At 55.0% G+C, this 19,799-nt stretch carries 15 protein-coding genes; 9 read left to right on the top strand and 6 right to left on the bottom strand.

All coding sequences use genetic code 11. The features are described from left to right. Positions 1-21 precede the first annotated feature (21 nt). The 3 genes from ACFL9S_RS03015 to ACFL9S_RS03005 form a co-directional block, all read right to left on the bottom strand. Positions 22-3,399 (bottom strand): DNA translocase FtsK 4TM domain-containing protein, encoded by a 3,378-nt coding sequence (locus tag ACFL9S_RS03015; protein WP_405260216.1) that lies wholly within the window; start codon positions 3,397-3,399, stop codon positions 22-24. 119 nt (positions 3,400-3,518) lie between these two features. Next, positions 3,519-4,013: a leucine-responsive transcriptional regulator Lrp gene (gene lrp, locus ACFL9S_RS03010; RefSeq protein ID WP_006118610.1), complete on the bottom strand. Its 495-nt coding sequence runs from the start codon at positions 4,011-4,013 to the stop codon at positions 3,519-3,521. Between the two features lie 148 nt (positions 4,014-4,161). After that, complete coding sequence (locus ACFL9S_RS03005; protein ID WP_405260215.1) at positions 4,162-4,542, bottom strand: hypothetical protein; 381 nt, start codon at positions 4,540-4,542, stop codon at positions 4,162-4,164. Here ACFL9S_RS03005 and trxB point away from each other — a divergent pair. The 6 genes from trxB (at position 4,541) to ACFL9S_RS02975 (ending at position 11,800) form a co-directional block, all read left to right on the top strand. Then, the gene (trxB, locus tag ACFL9S_RS03000) at positions 4,541-5,506 is read left to right on the top strand and encodes a thioredoxin-disulfide reductase (protein ID WP_405260214.1); all 966 of its coding nucleotides are present in this window, start codon (positions 4,541-4,543) and stop codon (positions 5,504-5,506) included. The genes ACFL9S_RS03005 and trxB overlap by 2 nt on opposite strands. A 147-nt stretch (positions 5,507-5,653) precedes the next feature. Beyond that, entirely contained in the window at positions 5,654-7,423 is a 1,770-nt protein-coding gene (gene cydD / locus ACFL9S_RS02995) for a heme ABC transporter permease/ATP-binding protein CydD (RefSeq protein ID WP_405260213.1), read from the top strand. Beyond that, entirely contained in the window at positions 7,420-9,150 is a 1,731-nt protein-coding gene (gene cydC, locus ACFL9S_RS02990) for a heme ABC transporter ATP-binding protein/permease CydC (protein ID WP_405260212.1), read from the top strand. The genes cydD and cydC overlap by 4 nt, the downstream gene beginning before the upstream one ends. Before the next feature lie 32 nt (positions 9,151-9,182). Further along, a complete protein-coding gene (aat, locus tag ACFL9S_RS02985) occupies positions 9,183-9,875 on the top strand; it encodes a leucyl/phenylalanyl-tRNA--protein transferase (protein WP_405260211.1) in 693 nt (230 codons plus the stop codon). Positions 9,876-10,234: 359 nt separating this feature from the next. After that, complete coding sequence (infA, locus tag ACFL9S_RS02980; RefSeq protein ID WP_002211347.1) at positions 10,235-10,453, top strand: translation initiation factor IF-1; 219 nt, start codon at positions 10,235-10,237, stop codon at positions 10,451-10,453. 225 nt (positions 10,454-10,678) lie between these two features. Continuing rightward, entirely contained in the window at positions 10,679-11,800 is a 1,122-nt protein-coding gene (locus tag ACFL9S_RS02975; protein WP_405260210.1) for an alpha/beta hydrolase, read from the top strand. Positions 11,801-11,858: 58 nt separating this feature from the next. On the opposite strand, the gene clpA is transcribed toward ACFL9S_RS02975, so the two are convergent. Next, on the bottom strand, positions 11,859-14,135 hold the full coding sequence (clpA, locus tag ACFL9S_RS02970) for an ATP-dependent Clp protease ATP-binding subunit ClpA (protein WP_405260209.1): 2,277 nt from the start codon (positions 14,133-14,135) through the stop codon (positions 11,859-11,861). 31 nt (positions 14,136-14,166) lie between these two features. Next, positions 14,167-14,487, bottom strand: a complete 321-nt coding sequence (clpS, locus tag ACFL9S_RS02965) for an ATP-dependent Clp protease adapter ClpS (protein WP_133841056.1) — start codon at positions 14,485-14,487, stop codon at positions 14,167-14,169. A gap of 319 nt (positions 14,488-14,806) precedes the next feature. On the opposite strand from clpS, the gene cspD reads away from it, so the two are divergent. Beyond that, positions 14,807-15,034 carry a cold shock-like protein CspD gene (gene cspD, locus ACFL9S_RS02960; RefSeq protein ID WP_133841057.1) on the top strand — a complete coding sequence of 76 codons (228 nt, stop codon included), beginning with the start codon at positions 14,807-14,809 and terminating at the stop codon, positions 15,032-15,034. A gap of 146 nt (positions 15,035-15,180) precedes the next feature. On the opposite strand, the gene ACFL9S_RS02955 is transcribed toward cspD, so the two are convergent. Beyond that, a complete protein-coding gene (locus tag ACFL9S_RS02955) occupies positions 15,181-16,839 on the bottom strand; it encodes a DUF2813 domain-containing protein (protein WP_405260208.1) in 1,659 nt (552 codons plus the stop codon). A gap of 200 nt (positions 16,840-17,039) precedes the next feature. Here ACFL9S_RS02955 and hcp point away from each other — a divergent pair, with 200 nt between their 5' ends. Both hcp and hcr read left to right on the top strand, forming a co-directional pair. Continuing rightward, complete coding sequence (gene hcp / locus ACFL9S_RS02950; protein WP_405260207.1) at positions 17,040-18,692, top strand: hydroxylamine reductase; 1,653 nt, start codon at positions 17,040-17,042, stop codon at positions 18,690-18,692. A 3-nt stretch (positions 18,693-18,695) separates the two neighbouring features. Continuing rightward, entirely contained in the window at positions 18,696-19,676 is a 981-nt protein-coding gene (hcr, locus tag ACFL9S_RS02945; RefSeq protein ID WP_405260206.1) for an NADH oxidoreductase, read from the top strand. Positions 19,677-19,799: the final 123 nt, after the last annotated feature.

The raw sequence follows: 19,799 nt of genomic DNA, 5'->3' as shown, positions 1-19,799 counted from the left end.
ACGATTAGCGAAAAAGAATACTTAACGCTCATGCGGCGGTGGCGCCAGCACCTCGCGGTTACCGTTATGCCCCGGTGATGAGACAATCCCCTGCGCTTCCATCTGTTCAATGATACGCGCGGCGCGGTTATAGCCGATACGGAACTGCCGCTGCACGCCGGAAATAGAGGCGCGACGTTTGTCGACGACGAACTCAACCGCCTGGTCAAACAGTTGGTCCAGCTCTTCGTCACCGTCGACGCCACCCGCGCCAGACTCAGTGTCGTCGCCGCCGCTCAGGATACCTTCTTTATACTGAGGGCGTTCGCGCGCCTTCCAGTCTTTCACTACGGCATGCACTTCCTGGTCACGAACAAAGGCGCCATGAACACGAACCGGAATAGAAGAGTTCGGTGCCAGATACAGCATATCCCCCATACCCAGCAAAGATTCTGCACCCGACTGATCGAGGATGGTACGGGAGTCAATTTTACTTGATACGGTAAAGGCAATACGTGTCGGAATGTTGGCCTTAATCAGACCGGTGATCACATCCACCGATGGTCGCTGTGTGGCCAGTACCAGGTGAATCCCTGCTGCACGGGCTTTCTGAGCCAGACGCGCGATCAGCTCTTCCACCTTTTTACCGACGGTCATGATCAGGTCAGCAAACTCATCCACCATCACCACGATATAAGGCTCTTTTTCCAGTACCGGTGGCGTCATATCCATGCTGTCGGTTGGCTTCCAGAACGGATCAGGGATTGGACGCCCCATCGCCTCAGCCATATCCACCTTCTCGTTATAGCCCGCAATGTTACGCACACCCAGGGCAGACATCAGCTTGTAACGACGCTCCATCTCAACCACGCACCAGCGCAAAGCATTGGCCGCATCTTTCATGTCGGTGACGACGTCGGTTAACAGATGTGGAATACCTTCATACACCGACAATTCGAGCATTTTCGGGTCGATCATAATAAAGCGCACTTCTTTTGGCGTGGCTTTATACAGGATGCTGAGGATCATGGCGTTTACGCCGACCGACTTACCGGAACCGGTAGTACCGGCAACCAGCAAGTGAGGCATTTTGCCCAAATCAGCCACCACCGGATCACCGGAAATATCTTTGCCCAGCACAATCGACAGCGGTGATGGATTATCACGAAATGCCGGGCAATCCAGCACTTCTCGCAGATACACCGTCTGGCGATTCAGGTTAGGCAACTCCAGCCCCACATAAGGACGGCCAGGGATGACTTCCACCACACGTACGGCAACGGCTGATAATGAGCGAGCCAGGTCGCGCGACAGGTTAGAAATGCGCGCAGCTTTCACGCCCGGTGCCAGATCCAGTTCAAATCGGGTGATGACAGGACCTGGTGAGTACCCCACCACTTCAGCCTTGACGCGATAGTCGGCCAGGCGCGCCTCAATCAGACGTGCTGTCTGTTCAAGCGCAAACTGGTCTACCGGCTCCGTTTCAGCTGGCGGTGACGCTAACAGATCGAGCGTCGGCAGCGGTGTGGTCGGTTTGTACGTTGGCTGCTCATGACGCATCAGGAACGGATGGATCAAACTGTCCATATCCGGCTCTTGTGGCTTCACTGGCTGGGCCACCACAGGCCGTGCGACAGGTGCAACGGTGGGTTGCCAGGCGGGAGGTGCCTGTACAACGGGAGCCTGCGGTTGTGGTTGTACAGGTACTTCTTCAGGCTGCTGCCACTGCGGCTGTACGGGGGCAACGGGTTCTGCTTCCGGTGCTGCAGACAGCGTAAACAACGGCTCAGTTGGGCCGTCATTGACCAGGTCGTCCATCGGTGAGAAGTCGAAAGCACTGGCGGTATCCAGCGTAAAGGTCGTGCTGTGGCCTGGCTTTTCGGCTGCATAACGTTGTTGCTGTTGCTCAGCAAACTGACGTGCCAGCGCCGCCTGTTGCAGCGCTTCTTCATCTTCGGCTGCAAACTCTTCGCCATAGCGCTGCTGTTCCCGTGCGAGGAAAGCCTCACGTAGCTGCGCCTGCTCTGCATCATCCTGCTCGTCAGACGTCACCGCCTGCCAGGTATCCGCTTCAGCAACTTCCGGTTGCAGTAATTCCTGCTCTTTGGCTTTCTCTTCCGCCATCCGCTGCGAAGGCAGTTTGATGCCGTAAGAAGCCAATTCACGACGTGTAGGCAGCTTAACCGGGTTCGGGCGTGGCAGTTCAGGGCCAATCCCCTGCTTTACCTGTGGATTAAGATCGTCACCGCTGGTTGCCGTAAAGCCCGGCATAAACGGCGTATTACTGCTGGCAGATTGTGCAACTGCACCAATCGCAGCACCGGTTGCCGCAGCAGCGACAGATGCAGGATGAGAGACATGTGGCGTGGAGAAATCAAACGGTGAAGCCGCTGATGTATCCTGCCAGTTGCCCATCTTCGGACCGTCATCTTCTTCCACCGGGAGCGAAGGTGCTGGGGTCTGGACATCCGCTGGCACTTCAAAGCGATACAGCGAAGGTTGAGGTGCCGCTACAGGTGTGGGAACCTGCGCCTCAACCTGGGCTACGTATTCCTGTACGGGAACAGTCACTGGCGCAACGGGGGCAATCGCAGGTTGCTGTGCAGGAGCCGGGACAACATCACTGGCTACAGGCTTCAATAGCAGCGGATCGTCCTGCTCGTCCTCCGCTGTTACGTAAACAGGCTGCGGTTTCGTCAGCAGTACGTCGTCGTGATCGTCCGCACGTACCGGCGTGCTGCGCACAGCCACCGGCACATCCACTTCATCTTCCTCGTCTTCTTCATGCCATTTTTCATCGGCACGTGAACGATTACTGGCGAAAGTCAGGATCCCCATCACCACGCCACCGATTTTTTCGGCAATCGTCAGCCATGACCAGCCGGTATAGAGCGTCAGCCCCGCAGCCCAGATACACAGCAGCGTCAGCGTACCGCCAGGGCCGCTAAAGTAGGCTGCCATTGCACTGCTTAACAGGCTGCCAATCACCCCGCCAGAGGCGAAGTACCAGATATCATCGGCATTCAACGCGGCCAGGCCACAGGATGTGACCACCAGAGCCAGCACGCCAATCATGCGCAAAGCAACGGCAAAATAGTCGATGTAATCCTGGAAATGGCGTCGGCTGAAAGTGATCCAGCACAGGCCTAAAATCACAGGAGGAAGCGCGTAGGCCATCACGCCAAAGATGAAAAATAGCGTATCTGCGAGCCAGGCCCCAACGCCACCACCTATGTTGTGGATAGGTTCGTGCCAGGCGGTTTGTGACCAACTGGGATCGGAAGGATTGAAGCTCACCAGCGCCACCATCAGATAGATGGCGAAAAGAGCAACAACAATTAATAATGCTTCCAGCAGGCGACGCCCGCTGCTCAACGGTTCTAATGAAACGTCTTTATCTTCTGTGTATTCCTGGCTCAAGAGTACTCTCCAGGTGCCTGTAAACTATGGAGGTAACAGCGCCGGGCATGCCCGGCGCTGAACCTGTATGAATTCACAGGAGTGTACCGAAAACTAACAGGTTTTGCACCTGCCCTGTGTTACCGGGTTTTAATCACTAACCGGTTACTTTGTTTCACTTCTTCCATGACCACATAAGTACGGGTATCGTTCACACCCGGCAGACGCAGCAAGGTTTCGCCCAGCAATTTACGGTACGCAGACATATCTGGCACACGCGTTTTCAGCAGATAGTCGAAATCACCGGAAACGAGGTGACACTCTTGAGTTTCCTCAAGTTTTTGTACAGCAGCGTTAAACTGCTCAAACACATCCGGCGCACCACGATTCAGAGTAATCTCAACGAATACCAGCAGTGATGCATCCAGGTAGTGCGGGTTTAGCTGGGCGGTGTAGCCGAGAATAAAGCCCTGTCGCTCCAGACGGCGAACACGCTCAAGACACGGTGTAGGTGATAAGCCTACTCGCTTGGAAAGCTCGACGTTAGAAATACGCCCATCTTTCTGCAGCTCATTCAGGATATTGCGGTCAATTCTGTCGAGGTCTTTACCCGGTCGTTTTTTATTGTCTACCATTATTATTGTCTCTCTTAAATTCCTTCCCTTTACCTGCCATACCCTGAACGACTCAATGTAACAGGGTTGATCTAAGTGAAGACATAGAGCCTGTAGCGGTATTAAACGCCCTATCTGCATGACGCATGTTGTCTGTCCACACCATGCGTCATTCCAAATAACAGGCTGAGTATATCGGGCGATAAACGCAAAATCCGGGATGAAACCCTGACTGGCGTAACCAAATACACTCTGCTTCCCATAATGTTTTCGCAAAAGCGCAGCCGATTGTCAAAGCAAAACAAAAAAAATCAGTACAACATGCCAAAGGGAAGGCTGTCTCTCTGTTTTTCAATGACAATTTTGTCGCTAAAATGACAAAAAGTGGATGAAATGCCATTTTTTTCTCCCTCCCCAATCCCAAATCCGTGCAACGATTGGCGAAACCTTTTTCATTAATTGTTAACAAAATCGCAGAATACTTTTTTTGCCTCGCTAAATTCCCTACAATCCGGGTATAGGTTTGCCAGTCAATTAATGAGGGTTTCATGGGTACGGCTAAACACAGTAAATTACTGATTCTTGGCTCGGGTCCGGCAGGTTATACCGCTGCCGTGTATGCAGCCCGCGCTAACCTGAACCCAGTGCTGATTACCGGCCTGGAAAAAGGAGGTCAGCTGACCACCACCACCGACGTGGAAAATTGGCCAGGCGATCCAAACGAGTTAACCGGGCCACTGTTGATGGAACGTATGCACGAGCATGCGGTGAAATTTAACACCGAGATCATTTTCGATCATATTCACAGCGTGGATCTGCAAAACCGTCCTTTCCGGTTGACCGGCGATGAAGGCGAGTACACTGCTGATGCACTGATTATCGCCACCGGCGCCTCGGCCCGTTACCTGGGGCTGCCTTCAGAGGAAGAGTTCAAAGGTCGCGGTGTTTCAGCCTGTGCCACCTGCGACGGTTTCTTCTACCGTAATCAGAAAGTCGCGGTGATTGGTGGTGGTAACACCGCAGTGGAAGAAGCGCTTTACCTGGCGAACATCGCCGCCGAAGTGCATCTGATCCACCGCCGCGACAGCTTCCGCGCAGAGAAAATCCTGATTGACCGTCTGAATGAAAAGGTCAAAAACGGCAATATCGTGTTGCATACCGACCACACGCTGGATGAAGTGCTGGGCGATCAGATGGGCGTCAGCTCATTGCGTCTGCGCTCGACCAAAGACGACCAGACCAAAACACTGGAAGTCGCCGGCCTGTTCGTTGCTATCGGTCACAGCCCGAATACCGCTATCTTTAACGGTCAGTTAGCTCTGGAAAATGGTTATATCAAAGTCCAGTCTGGGCTCCAGGGTAACGCCACGCAAACCAGCATCCCGGGCGTATTCGCTGCGGGTGATGTGATGGACCATATTTACCGCCAGGCGATTACTTCAGCCGGAACGGGTTGTATGGCCGCACTGGACGCAGAGCGTTATCTTGACGGTTTAGTTAAAAATAATCAGTAAGTTGTTAAAACTCTGAGCTAATCTTGCCTGAGGCGACGAGCAATTGTCGCCTTTTTACCCTCCGCATTGTAACATTGCCGCGCTTGACACCTATCTTCCTGGGGCCTTTGCCTCACTACTGTTTACGTCAGGGCAATACGGCAACAGATGAATAAAACACGACAACAACAACTCACCCGCTGGCTGAAAAGTCAGAGTGTGCATGGCCATCGCTGGCTGCGCCTCTCATACTTGCTGGGCACATTAAGCGCTCTGCTGATCCTCGCCCAGGCCTGGTTTCTGGCCTCGCTGCTCCAGGCTCTGCTGATTGACCATCAGCCGCGTGACGGTCAGCTGCTGCATTTTATTCTGCTGCTGGCCTGCTTTGCGGGTCGTGCCTTGCTGGCATGGCTACGCGAAAAAATCGGTTTCAAAACCGGCCAGGCTATCCGCCAGACCCTGCGCCGTCAGGTGCTGAACCGTCTGTCCGAGCTGGGGCCTGCCTGGATTCAAGGTAAACCCGCCGGGAGCTGGGCTACGCTGCTGCTGGAGCAGATTGAGGAGATGCAGGATTACTACGCGCGCTATCTGCCGCAGATGATGCTGGCTGGGATCATCCCGTTGCTGGTGCTGATCCTGCTATTCCCAGTGAACTGGGCAGCCTCGCTGATCCTGCTGGCTACCGCGCCATTGATCCCCTTATTTATGGCGATGGTAGGAATGGGCGCAGCCGATGCTAACCGCCGTAACTTTCAGGCGCTGGCACGACTGAGTGGTCAGTTCCTCGACCGCCTGCGCGGGCTGGAAACGCTGCGTCTGTTTCACCGCGCACAGGCTGAAACCGCCACTATTGCAGAAGCGTCCGAACAGTTCCGTCAGCGCACGATGGAAGTCCTGCGCATGGCGTTTCTGTCCTCAGCGGTGCTGGAATTCTTCGCCTCAATCTCCATTGCCCTGATCGCGGTCTATTTCGGTTTCTCTTATCTTGGCGTCTTCAATTTTGGTCACTACAGCGGCCCGGTTACGCTGTTTGCCGGGTTCCTGGTGCTGATACTCGCGCCTGAATTTTACCAGCCATTGCGTGACCTTGGGGCTTACTACCACGCCAAAGCCCAGGCGATTGGTGCCGCCGATGCGCTGCAAACCTTCCTGGAAGAGAGTGAGACGGCCTCCGTTGAACGCGGATCGCAGACCCCGGAACTGCGCAACGGGTTTAGTCTTGTGGCTCAGGACCTGGTGATCACCACGGCAGAAGGCACAGCGCTTGCTGGCCCACTGCATTTCACGTTACAGCCAGGACAACGTGTGGCGCTGGTCGGGCAAAGCGGTGCGGGGAAAACCTCACTGATGAATGTGCTGCTCGGCTACCTGCCCTATCGCGGTTCGCTGCTGATCAATGGCGTTGAGCTGCGCGATATCGCGTTGCCACACTGGCAGCAGCAGCTGGCCTGGGTGGGGCAAAACCCGCATCTTCCCGCGGGGACTCTGCGGCAGAATATTTTGCTGAGCGGCAATAACGATGAAGCCCGGCTGCAACAAGTGCTGGCACTCGCTGGCGTTAGTGAATTCCTGCCGCAGTTGCCGGCAGGTCTTGACAGTGAAACGGGTGACCAGGCCGCCGGCCTGTCCGTCGGCCAGGCACAGCGTGTTGCCGTTGCGCGTGCGCTGATGAAGCCCTGCCAGCTACTGCTGCTGGATGAACCTGATGCCAGCCTCGATGCACACAGTGAGCAGCATGTTAACCACGCGCTGTTACAGGCCTCGCATGCGCAGAGCACTTTGCTGATCACCCACCAGCTTGATCGTCTTGACCAGTGGGATGAAATCTGGCTGATGCGTAAAGGCGAAATTGTTCAGACAGGACGCTGGGAAGCGCTGGCTCAGCAGCCTGGACCGTTTGCCGACCTGATGGCCCAGCGAGGAGGATCGCTCGAATGAAAACTCTGCTGCCGTTTTTAGCACTCTATCGTCGCCATATTCTGCGCTTACTGGCGGGCATTGTTCTGGCGGTGCTGACGCTGCTGGCCAGCATCGGCCTGCTGACGCTGTCGGGCTGGTTCCTGGCTGCCACCTCGCTGGCGGGTGTCGCCGGGATTTACAGCTTTAACTATATGCTTCCTGCCGCCGGGGTTCGCGGCGCGGCGATCAGCCGTACTGTGGCGCGCTACCTGGAGCGCCTGGTTAGTCACGACACCACCTTCCGCGTGCTTCAGCATCTGCGGGTATTTACCTTCAGCAAACTGCTGCCGCTCTCTCCTGCTGGTATCGCCCGTTTCCGTGAAGGCGAGTTGCTCAATCGTCTGGTAGCCGATGTAGATACGCTGGACCATCTCTATCTGCGGGTCATTTCACCGCTGGTGGGGGCGCTGGCGGTCATCGTGGTGGTGACAGTCGGCCTGAGCTGGCTGGATAGCAGTCTGGCGCTGACCCTCGGCGCACTGATGTTGCTGACGTTGATTGTTATCCCGCCCGTGTTTTACCGTGCCGGGCTGCCGGTAGGCACTGATTTGACCCGCCTGCGTGGCGAATATCGCAGCGGCCTGACCCGCTGGCTTCAGGGGCAAGCTGAATTAAGTCTGTATGGGGCTGCCAGCACATTCCGCAGCACCATGGATGCCACCGAGCAGGCCTGGCTGACAGCGCAACAGCGGCAGGCCAGTCTGACCGGGATGTCTCAGGGCCTGGTGATGTTGATGGGCGGCATCGCCGTCACACTGCTGCTGTGGTTAAGTGCTGATGGCATCGGCGGTGATCCTTATCCAGGGGCTTATATTGCGCTGTTTGTCTTCTGTGGGCTGGCCGCTTTTGAAGCCCTGGCACCGGTCGGTACTGCATTCCAGCATCTCGGCCACGTCATTGCCTCAGCAAAACGCGTTTCACAGATTATCGAACAACGCCCGGCTGTGAACTTCGCAACAGACAGTGAAGCCTCACATGGTGCAGGTGCGGCGCTAAGCCTGAACGATGTCAGTTTCCGTTATGGCGAAGGCCCGTTCGCCATCGCCGGGCTGACGCTTGAGATTGGTGCTGGTGAACATATCGCCCTGCTTGGCCGTACCGGCTGCGGCAAGTCCACGCTGTTACAACTGCTCACCCGCGCCTGGGACCCGCAACAAGGGTCTATCCTGCTAAATGGCCAACCGCTGACTGACTGGAGTGAAGCCGATTTACGCGCCCGCACCAGCGTGGTTACCCAGCGCGTGCATCTGTTCAGCGCCAGCCTGCGTGACAACCTGCTACTGGCCGCACCGGCATGCCGCGATGAGCAACTGTGTGATGCACTCCATCAGGTCGGGCTGGAGACACTGCTGGACAATGATCAGGGGCTGAATGCCTGGCTGGGTGAAGGCGGTCGTCAGCTTTCTGGCGGCGAGCTGCGCCGGTTAGGCCTGGCGCGTGCGCTGCTGCACGGTGGCGATTTGATGTTACTGGATGAACCGACAGAAGGTCTGGATGCAGAAACCGAACAGCAGATCCTCGCTCTGCTGCGCCGGGTCGCCAGCGGGAAAACCCTGATTATGGTGACTCACCGTCTGCGAGGCCTGGCACATTTCGATCGCGTTTGTGTTATGGACAGCGGCCAAATCATTGAACAAGGCAATCACCAGGAATTAGTCTCAAAACAGGGCCGATACTGGACATTTCTGCAGCGCTTTGCGCTATAGTCAATACCTCTCGTGCTAAAGAGTATTGCCCGATGCGTCTGATCCAGCTCTCACGTGAATCGCTTAATTTCCCGCCGCCAGAAATGGCGTTGCGGGAACCCAATGGCCTGCTGGCAATGGGGGGTGATCTCAGTCCACAGCGTTTGCTTAACGCCTATCATCGGGGCATTTTTCCGTGGTTTTCCCCTGGCGATCCGATCCTCTGGTGGTCACCTGATCCACGCGCTGTCTTGCTGCCCGAGCATTTCCACCTCAGCCGCAGCATGAAACGCTTTCATCAAAAATCGCCTTATCAGGTCACACTCAATCAGCAGTTTCAGCAGGTGATAGAAGGCTGCGCCAGCGATCGCAATGAAGGGACCTGGATCACCCATGAGGTTAAGCGTGCCTGGCAAAAGTTGCATGAGCTGGGCCATGCACAATCGATAGAAGTCTGGCGGGGTGAAGAACTGGTGGGCGGTATGTACGGACTGGAGCTGGGCCAGATTTTTTGTGGTGAGTCGATGTTCAGCCGCAGCGAAAATGCCTCAAAAACGGCGTTGCTGGTCTTCAGTGATTACTTTCAGCAACAGGGTGGCAAGTTAATCGACTGCCAGGTGCTTAATCCTCACACCCTCTCTCTGGGCGCACAGGAAATCCCGCGCGTAACCTACCTGCAATATGTGCATTCTCTGGCGCATCACCCGCTTTCTGTAGACTGCTGGCAGCCACGCCGGCTTTTTTAATGCATTCGTTCGATGTTTTGCACGCAACACCGCAAGAACAGTGATATAATATGCGCGTTTGGTATGTCGTCCGCCTTTCACCGGTACAAGATGGTGATGCGGAATACCAGGCTGGGAATCTCAACGCACCTTTTCAGAACTGTTTTAATCGTGCGACCAAAGCATATTTTAACAGATTCTTAGCCCGCTGTTCCCCCACGCTGACGTCATTGACTCCAGATTAATTCGTAATCCGTCTGCGCCAGGTGCGCGTGAGAGGGATTGATGTGGATGAATTCATCCGCAATTCTTTACTTAATACGTGAAATTCGGCATTATCTCGCCGGTTCAAAACTAAGGTAGTCCACCTAGAGGATTCGATGGCCAAAGAAGACAATATTGAAATGCAGGGTACCGTACTCGATACGTTACCTAACACCATGTTCCGCGTTGAATTGGAAAACGGTCACGTGGTTACCGCTCATATCTCCGGTAAAATGCGCAAAAACTATATCCGCATCCTGACGGGCGACAAAGTCACTGTAGAGCTGACCCCGTACGACCTGAGCAAAGGCCGCATTGTCTTCCGTAGTCGCTAAGTGACCCATTCTGAGGTGCTGCCGCGTTAATCGCCCGCAGTACCGATAAGCCAAACCGGACTGCTTTCAGTCCGGTTTTTTTATGCCTGAAATATATTGATAAAACAGCGCTAACGAACTGATTACCCAACCGATAAGCATCAGTGGAAACTATCATCAGACTGCTGCTATCCTCAATATAATCACAGCAGTGGAGGTGGCAAGACGCCAAACCCAACCAAACCGTTGCCAACTACCGGCAATGCCATCTCCTCACTGAATGGGCTGTCCAGCTACAGCGGTATCTCTTCCTCTGCACTGCTGAATCTGTTTAACGCCTCAAAAACCATCACCATCGAAGCGGAAGCCAACCATATGGGCGAGCAACTTTCTCCAGGCCAGAACAGCATGACGTCCGCAACCACTTCAGCAGCATCAATGGATGGCCTACGCATCACCCCAGCCGCCAGCGCAAGGGGTAGCGCCACCGGTTGGGTCAGATCGTCCGCCTGCAACTCCATAAGCTTTTCTAAGTCACAGATGAAACTGATACCCCTTAGCATTGGACTACTGTGGTGCAGCCTGCTGAGCGGCTGCGCCACCGATAACCGTGTTGCCACCGCCGACGCCATTGCGCGTGCAGCGGGCTTACAGCCGGGTGAAATCAACGCCGCCCCCTTTGTTCTCAGCTGGTGGGGGCGCATTCGCGATCCCCGGCAGCCTGTGCATCTCTACATTGAAGGTGATGGTTTTGCCTGGGTTACTCCCAGCCAACCCTCACGCGATCCCACACCGTTTAACCCGACTGCGCTCAAGCTTGCCGCTACCGACCCTGCCGTAAATGTGGCGTATCTGGCACGTCCCTGCCAGTACATTCCACTGACGCGCAATCCCGTCTGTAACAAGAGCTGGTGGACCGACCGCCGCTTCGCCCCGGGGGTGATTAACGCAATGAATGAAGCCATCACACAGATTGCCCGCCAGGCCCCCGGTCAGCCATTAGTGCTGGTGGGCTACTCGGGCGGTGGCGCGGTGGCAGCGTTAGTCGCGGCGCGGCGCCATGATGTGCAGTCGCTGCGAACGGTGGCAGGTAATCTGGATATGGATGAGGTGAATCGTCTGCATCAGGCCAGCACGATGCCAGAGTCGCTGAATGCGAAAGACGTTGCCCCTAAGCTGGCCGCGCTACCGCAGATCCACTTCTCTGGCAGTGAGGATCGGGTGGTGCCGTATAGCGTGGCACAAGGGTATGCCGATGCCAGTCACTCTTCCTGCGTAAAAGTTGTCAGCGTTCCGGGGCTGACGCACGGTGGCCATTGGGAAGCGCACTGGTCCGTGCTACTGAAGCAGCAGCCCGCCTGCAGATAGATAAAAAAAAGCCTGATGAATCATCATCAGGCTTTTTTATTCACGCAGGTCCGGCAAATTAATGCACGGTCCCTTCCGCTTTACGCTTCTCAGCGCTCAGGAAGTGATAGGTCAGCTGGTTTTTATCTTTATCCAGCGCCACCGATACCGATCCCCCATCAACCAGTGAACCAAACAGCAGCTCATTCGCTAACGGTTTCTTCAGGCTTTCCTGAACGGTACGGGCCATTGGGCGTGCGCCCATTGCCTTGTCGTAGCCTTTCTCTGCCAGCCAGTCACGGGCATCATCACTGACTTCCAGCGAGACGCCTTTGGCATCCAGCTGGGCCTGGAGTTCGACGATAAACTTGTCGACGACCTGATGGATCACTGCCTGATCGAGATGTTTGAACCAAATAATGTTATCGAGACGGTTACGGAACTCTGGCGTAAAGATCTTTTTGATCTCTTCCATCGCATCGGTGCTGTTGTCCTGCTGGATCAGGCCGATAGATTTACGTTCCGTTTCACGTACCCCGGCGTTCGTGGTCATCACAACCACCACATTACGGAAGTCCGCTTTACGGCCGTTATTATCCGTCAGCATGCCGTTATCCATCACCTGTAACAACAGGTTGAAGACATCCGGATGCGCTTTCTCAATTTCATCCAGCAACACGACGGCATGTGGATGCTTGATTACCGCGTCCGTTAACAAGCCGCCCTGGTCGAAACCAACATAACCCGGAGGCGCACCAATCAGACGACTGACTGTGTGGCGCTCCATGTACTCAGACATATCAAAACGCAGCAGTTCAATGCCCAGCGCCTTGGCCAACTGAACCGTCACCTCGGTTTTCCCGACACCGGTCGGGCCAGCAAACAGGAAGGAACCCACAGGTTTACGATCCTGGCCCAAACCTGCACGGCTCATTTTGATCGCTTCGGTCAGCACTTCAATGGCATTATCCTGGCCGAATACCAGCATTCTCAGACGGTCGCCCAGTGTTTTCAGTGAATCACGGTCGGAAGCCGACACACTCTTCTCTGGAATACGGGCAATACGCGCCACCACCGTTTCGATATCCGACACGTTGACGGTTTTTTTGCGTTTGCTGACCGGCATCAGACGTGCACGGGCACCGGCTTCATCAATCACGTCAATGGCCTTATCGGGCAGATGACGATCGTTGATGTATTTCACCGCCAGCTCCACCGCAGCTCGCACCGCTTTTGCGGTATAACGAACATCGTGATGCGCTTCGTATTTCGGCTTCAGACCATTGATGATCTGCACCGTTTCTTCGACCGTTGGTTCAGTAATATCGATTTTCTGGAAGCGACGTGCCAGTGCACGATCTTTTTCGAAAATATTACTGAATTCCTGATAGGTGGTGGAGCCCATTACGCGAATTTTTCCGCCCGACAGCAGCGGTTTAATCAGATTCGCGGCATCCACCTGCCCACCAGACGCAGCGCCAGCACCGATGATGGTATGAATTTCATCAATGAACAGAATGCTGCTGGTGTCCTGCTCAAGCTGTTTCAGTAACGCTTTAAATCGTTTCTCGAAGTCACCACGGTATTTGGTACCCGCCAGCAAAGAGCCGATATCCAGTGAGTAGATGGTGCAATCCTTCATCACTTCCGGCACATCACCCTGCACAATACGCCAGGCAAGACCTTCCGCAATCGCCGTTTTACCGACACCAGATTCGCCCACCAGCAGTGGATTGTTTTTACGACGGCGGCAAAGAACCTGAACAGCGCGTTCCAGCTCTTTATCACGGCCGATCAGCGGATCAATTCCGCCAACACGGGCAAGCTGGTTAAGGTTGGTGGTGAAGTTTTCCATACGTTCCTCCCCGCCTGCTTGCTCTTCATTAACCGGATTCTCAGCACCCGATGCCGGGCCTGGTTCATCTTTGCGTGTGCCGTGTGAGATGTAGTTCACCACATCAAGACGACTGACTTCATGTTTGCGCAGCAGATAAGCAGCCTGCGACTCCTGCTCGCTAAAGATAGCGACCAGTACGTTAGCGCCCGCGACTTCGCTGCGGCCGGATGACTGCACGTGAAAAACAGCACGTTGCAGTACGCGTTGGAAACTAAGCGTCGGCTGTGTGTCGCGCTCTTCTTCGCTAACCGGCAAGACCGGGGTGGTTTGTTCAATGAAAGCTTCGAGCTCCTGCCGTAACGCGACAATATCCACCGTACAGGCTTCCAGTGCCTCTCTGGCCGACGGGTTACTGAGCAATGCCAGTAACAAATGCTCGACGGTCATAAACTCATGTCGGTGCTCGCGCGCTCTGGCGAAAGCCATATTTAAACTGAGTTCCAGTTCTTGATTGAGCATAGGCACCTCCCCCACAAATAGATCGCCTTATTCAGGCTTTTTCCAGCGTACAAAGCAACGGATGCTCATTTTCCCTGGCATATTTGTTCACATTAGCGACTTTAGTCTCTGCGACTTCAGCAGTAAATACACCGCATATCGCCTTTCCCTGGTAGTGAACCGCGAGCATCAGTTGCGTTGCACGTTCAACATCATAAGAAAAGAACTTTTGCAGAACGTCAATAACAAATTCCATAGGCGTATAATCGTCATTATTCAGAATAACTTTATACATCGATGGTGGCTTGAGCTCCTCACGGACTTTATCGTCTGCAAGCTTTTCAAAATTAAGCCAATCGTTAGTCTTTCCCATACCTACCCAGTGTGATCAACATTGCTTACTTACGCCAGACTAACATCATTCATGTTAGGAATAACATGAGCACAATGTTGTACAGCGCGGTTGAAATTGTGTACAGAAATCATCAATCGCGACCTTCATCACAAAATTCGCAATAGCGTTAACTGCTTCAAATTTTGATGATTTCATCCCCATCATAACCGCCCGTTTGCTTGACCCCCGATGCCAATTCTCTACAGTACAAACACAGGCTGAATGAAGATTAACCAGCCGTCAGGCTTGTAGCCTGGACACCTCACTCATTTGAATGTCTTGCGAGGGATGTAGAAGCATGGAGACGGGTACTGTTAAGTGGTTTAATAACGCCAAAGGCTTCGGTTTCATCTGTCCGGTGGGCGGCGGCGAGGATATCTTCGCGCACTACTCAACGATTAAGATGGACGGTTACAGAACGCTGAAAGCAGGGCAACAAGTCCAGTTTGATTTGCATCAGGGTCCAAAGGGCAATCATGCCAGTCTCATCGTCCCTGTTGAAGAGGCCATCGCTATCAGCGCATGACCCTTTACTCATTCTGTACAACCCTGCGACAAAATGCCAGCCAGTGATGCTGGCATTTTTATTGGGCGCCCTGCTCACTCAGTTAATATGGGTGGGCAGATGCATTTTTCAACCCAGGCAGAAGGCCGCAAACAGAAAAAACGGCATTAATCCGCTTTTCCTCGCGCCAGCCACTGCACACAGGCAAACATTTTACGCAGCAACGGCGGCACTGACTCCGTGCCGCGCGCTGCGGCGTCCATCGCCACAGAAATAGCCAATTCCGGTTTAGAAGCATACTGGAGCGCCTTGCCAATAATCCGCCGCATATTCATCGGCACATTGGGAGGAAGCCTGGCGATACGATGATAAACCGCTGCAAAACCCTCTTTGTACAGGAAATGCTCCATATCCAGTGCGGGTAATTGCGTCAGATGCTGGTGCTCAGCTGCCCGGTCCTTCTCCAGCATACTGCGCGCTGTGGCGGCATATTTCTTTCCGGCATCATCGCCATCGGTCAGAACATGCCACTCAATACCCATACGTTGGGCAAATTTTATCAACGGTTTTAGCCCGGACTGGGCAAACTCAATCACCTTCACACCTTCTGCCGCAAAATGATAACCACACTGGCGCGCCAGCTCGTTCATCACCCACACTTCGGTTTCCCCTTCCACCAGCAACCAGCAGCGGGCAAACAGCGAAGACGGACGATTAAAACGAATGTGAAAAGCGATGCGTCGGCTGTCCTCAGCGCTCATGCCTGCGGGGCCAATACGCCATGCGGCTACGTGCTGCGGTTCGCGCACCAGACGGCACACCTGCTCCACCGGCACCTGTGACAGCAGCTCACCCGAGTTAGTCGTAACGATTTTTTGCAGGGGCAGCAGCGAAAGCAGCTCCCAGGCCACTGCCAGCATGGTCGGGTGCAGACGGGTTTCCGGATCTTCCACCAGCAGTAGCGGCCGGGCTTGCGCATCCAGTTGTTGCGCACCACGCGCCTGAACCAGAAGGGCAAACATCCGCAACAGAATCAGTCGACGGCTGCGGTCGCCCCCGGCAATCAGCTGATTCATCTCCCCCAGATGACGCCAGCCGCTGCCGGATTCACGCAGATGATGAGGGACGCGGCTGGCCGGAAGTGATGCCTGGGGCGACTGAAACGAAAAATAGTGTTCCACCAGCTGTTGTAGGGTGTTCAACCCTTCGCGCAGGGCAGTATCCGTCAGATTTTGCGGGCAGGACGCCCCGCCACGCATCAGATCTTCCATCATGCTCGTCAGATCGGTCAGTGGCGCAGCCGGTGCGGCCTCGTGTGGCTGGCGGCGACTGAAACGCGCATCGCGCAGGCGCAGTACCGGATGCAGACGGATCAGGGCGGTTATCGCCTCCGTCGCCTGGTCGCCGCTGATGATGCTTTGTCCACTGGCATCACGAAACTGTCGCCGTGTCACCACCTGCTCTTCCTCGAGCAACTGCCCCTCAATACAGAGTTCGAGACGGCGCAGCCCGCCCTCACCGCGCCACCACAGAGAGGAAAATGGCTGATACTGTGCCGCTTCTGCCTCACCGGCCTCGCGTTCACAAAACGTCAGCACCACCTGCAGATTACGCCCCCGGCGATGCTGCTCACCCGGCAGGTAATGAAAGTCATGCAGCCTGAACTGATACAGATCCTGTTTAGGTGCCAGCAACAGTGTCAGCGCGTCCAGCAGACTGGATTTCCCCCAGGCATTTTCGCCAATCAGCACGTTGTTTCCTTCCAGCGGCAACGACAAGCGGTTGATGCCACGAAAGCCGACAATGGCCATTTTTTCCAGAATCATCTTTGCCCCTTTTTTGCTTTTGCATTGAGAATGGTAGCCTGTCGTCGGTGGGTCAAGCCACGCAGAAAAATCGTTATTTTCTATTGCAGAATTGCGCCAGATCAAACCCGGACAGGTTAATCTCTTCGGCTGCTTGTATCCCGGGCCGGAATCTCATACATAAAGATGCATATTAAATACATCTTATAAAAGGTGAGATCATGTTCTGTATTCAATGTGAGCAAACAATGCGTACTCCGGTCGGCGACGGCTGTGCTTACGCGCAAGGCATGTGCGGTAAAACGGCAGAAACCTCCGATCTGCAGGATCTGCTGGTGGCGGTACTTCAGGGCTTGTCGGCCTGGGCACTTCAGGCACGCAGCCTGGGGATTATCGATCACGAGGTAGATAACTTTGCCCCGCGCGCATTTTTCTCCACGCTGACTAACGTCAATTTTGATTCCACGCGTATTGTCGATTATGCGTTTGAAGCGATCGCCCTGCGCGACCGTCTGCAACAGCGTTGCGTGCAAATGGGCGGCAGCCTGTTTCTCGATCATCCGCTTGCCGCGCTGAATTTGGCCAGCCACGAAATCGCCGGTTTGCAGCAGCAGGCCGCGCAGTTTGCGCTGAACGATGGCGGAGTGGATGCCGACACGCTCGGGCTGCGTCTGCTCTGTCTGTATGGGCTGAAAGGGGCCGCGGCCTACATGGAACACGCCCACGTCCATAACCGCTTCGATAACGCTATCTATGCTGAATATCATCAGATCATGGCCTGGCTGGGGACCAACCCTTCCGCCACCAACGATCTGGTGGCCTGCGCCATGCAGATCGGCAAAATGAACTTCACCATTATGGGCATGCTGGATGAAGCGCAAACCACGGTTTATGGCGATCCGCAGCCCGTTAGCGTCAATGTACGCCCGGTCGCCGGCAAAGCGATCCTGATTTCCGGCCACGACCTGAAAGATCTGCAGTTTCTGCTGGAGCAGACCGCAGGAAGAGGCATTAATGTTTTCACCCACGGTGAGATGTTACCTGCCCACGGTTACCCGGAACTGAAAAAATACCCGCATCTGGTGGGCAATTACGGCAGCGGCTGGCAGAACCAGCAAACAGAGTTTGCCCGTTTCCCTGGCCCGATCGTGATGACCTCCAACTGTATTATTGACCCGCTGGTGGGCGATTATCAGCAGCGTATCTGGACACGCAGCATCGTCGGCTGGCCTGGCGTCAATCACCTGGAAGGGGACGATTTCTCCGCCGTCATCGACCAGGCAGACAGCATGCCGGGCTTCCCCTGGAGTGAAATTCCGCATGAGATCACCGTTGGCTTCGGGCGCAAAGTGCTGCTGGATGCCTGTGACAGCATCATCGATCTGGTCAGCCGTCAAAAACTGCGTCATGTGTTCCTGGTCGGGGGGTGTGACGGCAGCCGCGATCAGCGCAGCTATTACACCGACATGGCGCTGGCGATCCCGCAGGACTGCCTGGTGCTGACGCTGGCCTGTGGGAAATACCGTTTCAACAAACTGGACTTTGGCCACATCGAAGGATTACCTCGCCTGCTGGACGTGGGGCAGTGTAACGACAGCTACGCGGCCATTATGCTGGCGGTACGGCTGGCAGAAAAACTGAACTGCGGCGTCAACGACCTGCCGCTGTCACTGCTGCTCTCCTGGTTTGAACAGAAAGCAATTGTGGTGCTGCTCACGTTGTTATCCCTGGGGGTAAAAAACATCCGTACCGGCCCAACCTCCCCGGCCTTCCTCACCAATAACCTGCTGGCTCTGTTACAAAAAGAGTTCGGCATGATCCCGGTCAGCAGCGTGGAAAACGATCTGGCGACCATCCTTGGCAGCGGAGAGTAACCCATGAATTCAACGATACTGTGCCCCTGGCGCATGCAGGTTCACCATGTGCAGCAGGAAACCCCCGACGTCTGGACACTGGCGCTGATAAATCACGATTTCTATCGCTGGCAGGCGGGCCAGTTCGCGCTGGTGAAAATCGGTAACAGCGATGAAATGCGCGCGTATACGCTGTCATCCACGCCAGGACAAAGCGCGTTTATCACCCTGACCGTGCGGCAGATCGAACAGGGTAAAGGTTCGGGCTGGCTGACGCGGGATGTACGCCCCGGCAATGATATCTGGCTGTCCGATCCGCAGGGGGAGTTCAGCTGTCAGCGCCATCCCGCCAGCCATTATCTCTTTCTGGCGGCGGGCTGCGGCATCACACCGATCATGTCGATGTGCCGCTGGCTGCATGCGCAGCGCCCGGCGTGCAGCGTACAACTGGTGTACAGCGTACGCTCACCGCAGGATGTCATTTTTGCCCGAGAACTCAGTGCCATGCAGCCGTGGTTAACCCTGACGATTATCGCTGAGAATGGCGCCACGCAAGCGATGCTGGACGGCCGCCTTGATCGTGCGCGCCTGGCCGCGCTGGTACCTGATATCCATCAGCGCACCGTGATGATCTGCGGACCCGAAGCGTATATGGCGAGCGTGCAGCAGGATGCACAGGCACTGGGGGCAGAAAAAATCTTCACCGAGCAGTTCACCCCGGTGAATGAGGTCGCCAAAGAAGAGACGCAGTTCACCCTGCGTAGCCCGATGCGCTTACAGGGCGGCACCTTCCCATCAGGCTGGTCGCTGCTGACCGCGATGGAACACCATAAACTCCCCGTTGCCGCTGCCTGCCGTTCGGGCGTGTGCGGCTGCTGCAAAACCCGCGTGACCGAAGGCCGTTACCAAACCCGCAGCCAGCAAACACTCAGTGACACTGAGATTGCTCAGGGCTATGTACTGGCCTGCAGTTGCTACCCGGAAAGTGATATCGCCCTCGCCTGATCTCGCGTTTTACTGCCGTGTGAAACAGCTTGTTTCACACGGTATCCCCCGCCCGGTACTTCCTCATCTAAGCTTGTCGCAGCGAATTCACTCTTCCCGTCAAAGGACATCCCCCATCACTGA

This window comes from Erwinia sp. AnSW2-5, assembly GCF_045107195.1.
Taxonomy (GTDB): domain Bacteria; phylum Pseudomonadota; class Gammaproteobacteria; order Enterobacterales; family Enterobacteriaceae; genus Erwinia.
Note: the sequence above shows the minus strand (reverse complement) of the source record. Positions and strands in the feature narration are given on the sequence as shown.